Origin of the sequence: Microcystis sp. LE19-41.2A (assembly GCF_027530405.1) — a bacterium.
Taxonomy (GTDB): domain Bacteria; phylum Cyanobacteriota; class Cyanobacteriia; order Cyanobacteriales; family Microcystaceae; genus Microcystis; species Microcystis aeruginosa.
Genome location: NZ_JAPZQJ010000539.1, coordinates 1 through 6,952 on the forward strand (window position 1 = coordinate 1; position 6,952 = coordinate 6,952).

The 6,952-nt window shown below is 37.3% G+C and carries 9 protein-coding genes and 1 pseudogene; 4 read left to right on the plus strand and 6 right to left on the minus strand.

The genetic code is table 11. The annotated features are described in order from the left end of the window. Positions 1-261: 261 nt before the first annotated feature. The 4 genes from O9290_RS22590 to O9290_RS22600 form a co-directional block, all read right to left on the minus strand. A complete protein-coding gene (locus tag O9290_RS22590) occupies positions 262-714 on the minus strand; it encodes a DUF29 domain-containing protein (protein ID WP_288026957.1) in 453 nt (150 codons plus the stop codon). Between the two features lie 156 nt (positions 715-870). Then, positions 871-957: a PEP-CTERM sorting domain-containing protein gene (locus O9290_RS28310; RefSeq protein WP_071823541.1), complete on the minus strand. Its 87-nt coding sequence runs from the start codon at positions 955-957 to the stop codon at positions 871-873. Between the two features lie 182 nt (positions 958-1,139). After that, positions 1,140-1,430 carry a DUF433 domain-containing protein gene (locus O9290_RS22595; RefSeq protein WP_046660892.1) on the minus strand — a complete coding sequence of 97 codons (291 nt, stop codon included), beginning with the start codon at positions 1,428-1,430 and terminating at the stop codon, positions 1,140-1,142. 166 nt (positions 1,431-1,596) lie between these two features. After that, a complete protein-coding gene (locus O9290_RS22600; protein WP_288055429.1) occupies positions 1,597-2,772 on the minus strand; it encodes a PEP-CTERM sorting domain-containing protein in 1,176 nt (391 codons plus the stop codon). Between the two features lie 453 nt (positions 2,773-3,225). Here O9290_RS22600 and O9290_RS22605 point away from each other — a divergent pair, with 453 nt between their 5' ends. The 4 genes and pseudogenes from O9290_RS22605 (at position 3,226) to O9290_RS22620 (ending at position 6,172) form a co-directional block, all read left to right on the plus strand. Next, positions 3,226-3,651, plus strand: coding sequence for a DUF29 family protein (locus tag O9290_RS22605; protein WP_288055432.1), 426 nt, complete (start codon positions 3,226-3,228; stop codon positions 3,649-3,651). Positions 3,652-3,751: 100 nt separating this feature from the next. After that, complete coding sequence (locus O9290_RS22610) at positions 3,752-4,024, plus strand: hypothetical protein (protein ID WP_002761103.1); 273 nt, start codon at positions 3,752-3,754, stop codon at positions 4,022-4,024. Then, positions 4,011-4,454: pseudogene (locus O9290_RS22615) on the plus strand (type II toxin-antitoxin system VapC family toxin). Before O9290_RS22610 ends, O9290_RS22615 begins: the two are co-directional and overlap by 14 nt. A gap of 347 nt (positions 4,455-4,801) precedes the next feature. Then, positions 4,802-6,172, plus strand: coding sequence for a helix-turn-helix domain-containing protein (locus O9290_RS22620; protein ID WP_288087577.1), 1,371 nt, complete (start codon positions 4,802-4,804; stop codon positions 6,170-6,172). Positions 6,173-6,244: 72 nt separating this feature from the next. On the opposite strand, the gene O9290_RS22625 is transcribed toward O9290_RS22620, so the two are convergent. Next, positions 6,245-6,532: a type II toxin-antitoxin system RelE/ParE family toxin gene (locus tag O9290_RS22625; protein ID WP_002799380.1), complete on the minus strand. Its 288-nt coding sequence runs from the start codon at positions 6,530-6,532 to the stop codon at positions 6,245-6,247. A gap of 2 nt (positions 6,533-6,534) precedes the next feature. Then, positions 6,535-6,741 carry a hypothetical protein gene (locus O9290_RS22630; protein ID WP_193956187.1) on the minus strand — a complete coding sequence of 69 codons (207 nt, stop codon included), beginning with the start codon at positions 6,739-6,741 and terminating at the stop codon, positions 6,535-6,537. Between the last annotated feature and the right edge of the window lie 211 nt (positions 6,742-6,952).

A 6,952-nucleotide genomic window follows, 5' to 3' on the forward strand; every position in this document is an offset into this window, starting at 1 on the left:
AGTTGGCTCTTCGTTACTTGTTATGGTTCGATAGGGGGGGCATAAATCGACTAAATCCTTATCTGGCAAGAGACTTAATTGATTAGTTCGCTCTAGATAAAAAACAATTGACAAAAATCGCTAAATGCCTTTCTATATAAGGGTTACATCCCTTATAATCCCCGTCCATTGCATAACACAAACCGAAGAGCCAAGATTTTAAATTAATAATTATCTTAAAAAACTAGGTTCCATCCTAGCTAAAATTTTCTGAAGAATTATTTAACTAATTTCAGGAATCCAATCTTCGTCTAAAATATCAGCTAAAGCATAAGGATTCTCTGAGGGTAATTTTAAATCCGTTTTCACCTCTGCCATTTTTCTGGCTTTACCATAAAGATAATCGAGACGATTAGATAAATGGTTTCTGAGATTGGTCGTTAATCTTAATTCTAATTGAGTCCGAAAACCAATTAATTCACCTCGCCAATGTCGCTCGTTATATTCTCGTTCGCTTGACCAATACTGATAGAATAAAAGATGTTGTATTATTTGAATTGCTAAACTCTCAACCGCATTTTTTTGTTCCCTTCCCCAAGCTTCTAACTCCTCAATTAAATGCTCATAATCTAAACTATCAACTTGACGATTTTTTAACAATAAAACTGTCTCATCTAGCCATTGCTGATAATCTTCTTCATAGATAGATGATAAACTTTGTCTGGCATGAGTCATCGGTTATTCCTCAATCCTTCAGAATATATCGCCATTATACACCAACAAAAAAGCCCCCCTTTCGAGGATGCCCTTTTATCTAATGATTGAGATGCTAACTGATTGAAATACTAAAAATAGGGAGTTTATGGACTTTCCCATTAAAGTCAGGTTAGATTATGACCGTTTCTTAATTAAAAAACCCACCAAAGAAAACAGGCCTAACCCTAAAATAGAACTAGGTTCCGGTACTAACGAAATCATTAGTTATAGTCATTTCAGATAAGTCTGATACACTCTATACCGACAAAACCCTTATGAACTCTGGGATTAATATTCTCAATTTTAATTGAAATGACTATACCTTACTGACCGCAGATTCCGCAAAGCTTCCACGACCGAGCGTTGACCCGCATCTTCATCAAGGTAGAGACGGATTTGACTCATTAAAATTCACCGGCTCGATATCGGGATTCCCAGTCTTCACAATCGGCTCGGTAAGCATCGATATCGGCTTCTATCTGTTCTTTATTCGCGTGATAATACGCTAGAGCGCTATAAATTTGAGCCAGACTTAATTGAGGATACTCTTTAGCGATCGCTTCGGCACTCATTCCCGTTTTATGATCCATGACTAAACTTTGAATCGTGATTCTAGTTCCCGCGATCCGGGGACGAGCATTACAAATATCCGGACTAGCAACAATAAATTCGCTAATATCGATGCCTGTAGCCATATTTTCGCCTAGAGAAGTCCCTTTTATTGTAGCTCGATCGATACATCCGAACAACAAAAAAGCACCCCCTTTCGAGGATGCCCTTTTATCTAATGATTTAGATGCTAACTGATTGAAATGCCAAAAATAGGTAATTTATGGACTTTCCCATCAAAGTCAGGTTAGATTATGACCGTTTCTTAATTAAAAAACCCACCAAAGAAAACAGTCCTAACCCTAATATAGAACTAGGCTCCGGTACAGATGGATTATTTTGCGGATTTAAACGAGCAATCCAAGATTCAACATTATTATTAGGGTTAAGTCCAGTACCCACAATTGTTAACCCATCCGCAGAAATGCCAGTCGCCTCTAAAGTCCAACCGGTTAAATCTAAACCATAATCATTAGTTAAAATCTCTCTTAAGCTCCGCATCCCTTGTCTGGAATTCCAGATGAATGCCTCGTGACCATTAGCACTATTGCTATTACCAACCACAACAGACCCATCGGCTGATACTCCTGAAGCAGTGCTATAGAAACTACCTCCAGATAAGTCCCCCAGTCCTACCATTCCCGTTGTTTCTGTCCAACGGAATGCTTCAGGGCCATTAGCACTATTGCCCTCACCAACAACAACAGACCCATTGGCTGATACTCCCTTAGCTGCAGATAGAAGATAACCAAACCCATTATCTAAGTCCCCTAGTCCCACCATCCCCGTTGCTTCTGTCCAACGGAATGCCTCCTGGCCACCAGCACTATTGCTATAACCAACAACAACAGACCCATCCCCTGATACTCCCAAAGCCTCGCTCTGGAAAGCACCCCCAGATAGCTCCCCTAGTCCTACCATCCCCGTTGCTTCTGTCCAACGGAATGCCTCCCAACCACCAGCACCATTGCCACGACCAACAACAACAGACCCATCTGCTGATACTCCTAAAGCACTGATAGGGGTAATGCCTCCCCCCGATAAGTTCCCTAGTCCCACCATCCCCGTTGCTTGTGTCCAACGGAATGCATCCGTACCATTATTGCTGGTATTCTGGCTGTGACCAACCACAACAGACCCATCCCCTGATACTCCGATAGCATAGCTAAATAAATTAACCCCAGAATGTAAGTACCCCAGTCCTACCATCCCCGTTGCTTGTGTCCAACGGAATGCCTGATAACCAGCACTGGCGCTTTCACCAACAACAACAGACCCATCTGCCGATACTCCCTGCGCACGGCTAATTAAATTGATAGCATTTAAGAACCCTAAACCCTGAAAAGAGGCGGCCTGTGCAGGTAACGCCACCCCGATCGCACCCAATCCGATCCCTAAGCTGATACAATTAGCTAGTATCTTGTTCATAACCTGATAAGACTCCAAAAAACTGAGTGATTCTTACAATCTAGATGTTCACTTTGGTTTTGTCTGTGGGAATTTGTGGCCATTTTGGATTTTCTGATACAATAATTTTTGTGGGATAAAGTGGGATTTAGTGGCAAAAAGGAGGGCAAGTCTCATGAAACAAGGCTAAATTTGATTTCTAGGTTCGATCCCCCCTAGCCCCCCTTGAAAAGGGGGGAACCAGACTCAAAGTCTCCCTTTTTAAGGAGGGAAACAGACTCAAAGTCTCCCTTTTTAAGGAGGGAACCAGACTCAAAGTCTCCCTTTTTAAGGAGGGAACCAGACTCAAAGTCCCCCTTTTTAAGGGGGATTTAGGGGGATCGAACTAGCGAAGCTTATAACTAGCAACTTCGGTTAATTTAAATGCAGAACAAATTACTAAATTAAGAGGTTAATCAGTAAAAAAAGCAAAAAATGGAAGAACTATTAGAGTTAAAAAATCTATTACTAGCTGGCAATGTTCCCGATGCCTTAATCTTGGTAGAGGAAATGACAGAAATGAGTAAGGATGATAAGATCAATAAGATTTTTAGCTTTAGTATTATTGTCCTATTACATCTGATTAAGCAGCAAGCAGAAAAACGCAGTACACGCTCATGGGAAACCTCTATTTCTAATTCTGTTAAACAGATTCAACGCATTAATCAACGACGTAAAACTGGAGGAAATTATCTAACAATAGAAGAATTAAAAGAAACCTTAGATGATGCTTATTCTTCCGCTTTAAGACAAGGGGCATTAGAAGCTTTTGAGGGTATATATCAACCAGAAGAAATTGAGGCTATGATCGATAAAAATAAAATTATTAATCAAGCATTGGAATTAATATTAATCGATTAAGTAACAGGTGACAGTCGGAAACAAATCAGGAGGTTTAAATGTCAGAAACAGTCGCTTAAAGATTAGCAGCCTATTTAAAAACCTTAACAGAGGAAAATTAATGATTAACTTAGAACAAATTCAACAAGATATTAACCAATTACCTGAAGAAGCACAAAACTTACTGATTGATTTTATTGAGTTATTAAAAAAACGCTATTCTTTGGCAAAAAAGCCAGAGATTGCAGCAAAAATAAACCCTGAAGCTCAAAGTACCCTAGACATTTTAAAAGAATCTGGATTAATCGGTTGTATTAGTGCAGAATCAGACCTTTCTACTAATTATAAATCCGTTCTCAAAGAAGGATTAAAAGCTAAATATGATCATCGTTGATACTGGGTTCTGGGTGGCTTTATTTAACAATAAAGATCAATATCATCTAATAGCACAGCAAACCTTAGCACAGTATTCTTCTTAACCCCTAATTACAACTTGGTGTGTTTTAACAGAAAGTTGTCATCTTCTTTTACAACGTTCTCCAAATCTCTATACAGGAGTTGAAAAACAAATAAAATTAATGAACGTATTTGAGAGACATCCCCAAAAATTTCTATTATTTCACCTTGAAAATACTCATCTAGAAAGAATTCAAGACCTTATGAAACAATATCAAAGTCTGCCAATGGACTTAGCCGATGCCTCCCTAGTTATCTTAGCAGAAGAGTTAGGAAATGGACGTATCTTATCAATTGATAATCGAGATTTTAATACCTATCGCTGGAAAAATAAAAAACCCTTTATTAATCTTTTCTCAAATTTCTAGTTAATCAGTAGTCCGTAGAGTGTAGGGTGCGTTAGGCGGCTATCAATTTAGTCAAAAAACCAAAATTAATAATTCGCCGTAACGCACCACCTCTATTATTCAATTGGTGCGTTACGCTATTGAAAGGCGCACCCTACGAGTAATATGACTACAAGCTTTACTGTCTAAGGCGGATTTGCTATGACAGTTTGGCCTTCCCGACTTTATGGGGTAAAATGTTCGTAGGCAATACATTGATCTCTTGCAAGAGGGAAGTAAAATGATTATTAGTCTGATAAAAAAACGAGAAAACTAAAATCTGTTCCCTTATCCCAAACAGTAATACAAAAGTTCTATCACTTACTTATATGGATATTCAAACCCTTTTAGAATGGACAGATAAACAGGTATTAGAGAAAACTGGTAAACATCTTGATTCGTTGCAAGAATCCATCTTACAGGGTATTTGGGAACATCAAGATTACGAAGAAATTGCCAAAGATAATCAGCGCAGTTATGACCATATAAAAAAAGAAGCATGGAAATTATGGCAACTGTTATCAGATGTTTTTCAAGAAGATATAAAAAAGTCTAATGTTCGTTCTATTTTAGAAAATAAAGCTTCATCTACTATTTATCACTTTGTTAACCATCATGGTAATAATATTAGTAATAACCATATAAACATCTGTAGAGAAAATAACCCCTATTCAGAAAACAACTTAAAAAAGTCTTCAAATTTTCCAGATAATGATCATCTATCCCCCATAATTGACTTAACAAAAGCTCCTGAATTAAGGTATAACTATGGACGTAAGTTAGAAATATCAACCTTAAAAGAATGGCTAGATAATAAAACTCGATTAATTACCATTTATGGGTTAACTGGAATTGGAAAAACAGCTTTAACCCTTAAATTAATTTCAGAAATTGCCCCACAATTTGATTATATTATTTACCGCAGTCTGGAAAATATTCCTCAATTAATCGCTCTCAAAGATGATCTAAAACAGTTTTTCAGCCAATCTCTATCAACCCCCTTACCTGATATAATAGATTATCTAAGCTCCTATCGTTGTTTAATTATTCTTGATGATGTGCAGAATATTTTTAAACTGGGGGAATTAGCAGGTAAATATTTAAGCGACTGTCAGGATTATCATAAATTTTTTCAGCAAATTGCTACCACATCTCATCAAAGTTGTTTGATTTTAATTAGTTGGGAACTTCCCAGAGATTTTGTCACCTTAAAATCCGATAAAATTAAAACTTTATACCTGCAAGGTTTAACAACAGAATTTGAAGAAATATTCAAAGAATACGGTTTAAAAAGTGAGGAGAAATGGACGGAACTGAGCGAACTTTATCAAGGTCATCCTAACTGGTTAAATATTATCTCCTCAACTATTATTGAGCTATTTGATGGAGAAGTGTCCTTATTTTTAGAACAAATGAAAAATGAAATTTATTTAGGGGATATGGAAGACTCGATCGAATGTCATTTACAGCGTTTATCCGCAACAGAAAAAAAGGTGATACACTGGTTAGCTAATCAAACTGAAGCGGTAGAAAAGTTTCCCAAAACTGGTAATCTTGACCTTTCTCAATCTGAATTTTGGGCAGCTATTCAGTCATTAATGAGACGCTGTTTACTGGATAAATTACCATCAGAAACCTCGTCCTATTTTCCTATTAATCCTGTCTTTAAATTCTATCTTAAAAGAAATCCTAACGATTAGAAAAAATTTATCTTATTATAAATATATGTGTACCGCAACGCAGAAACCCGCAGGATCGCTTTCCAGTATATCCTATTTTCTATACACCTGATCGTGACTACCAATATCAATTAACAAGATGATAACTTCTAAATATTCTCCATCTTCCGAAAAACTAAAAATAATTCGACAATCGTAAGCTACAGTACAAGACCATAACTCTTCTAAATTACCACTTAACTTATGGGTTTTTAAAGACAGTGTAAATGGGTCTTCTGCCAGTTTTCTAAGTACATCGAAAATTTTAGGTTTTAACTGGGGATTTTTCTTGATTAGCTTCTTAAACGAACGCTTAAACCCATCACTCCATATTAGACCCATTGTTAATCCTCATTCAAATCGGCAATCAAATCTTCTACGGTTCCCCTTCTGGCCGTTCCAGTAGCGATCGCCTCTTTCAATTCCTTAAAATTAGCTAAAATTTCTCTTTCTCTTGCTTTGGCTCTATATTGAGACAAAATCTCTAACAATGACTCCTGTTCATCCTCTGATAAATTCTCAAAAGATTTGATCATTTCTTGCAAAGTCATCATTTTACCTCTTAACTCTCGATAAAAACCTGGGATCTCTTATTCTTTGTGTGATCAGTTTAACTTATATCCCACATTCCGCACCCTCAACTGTCACATAAGCTGTCCCCCTCCAGAGACTTGAGTAAAAATACTTAGCTGGTCAAGGTTTTCTCGGTGGCCGCTAGGGGGGTCTTGAGACCCCTAATTAGGGTCTGCTGAAAAAGTTTTT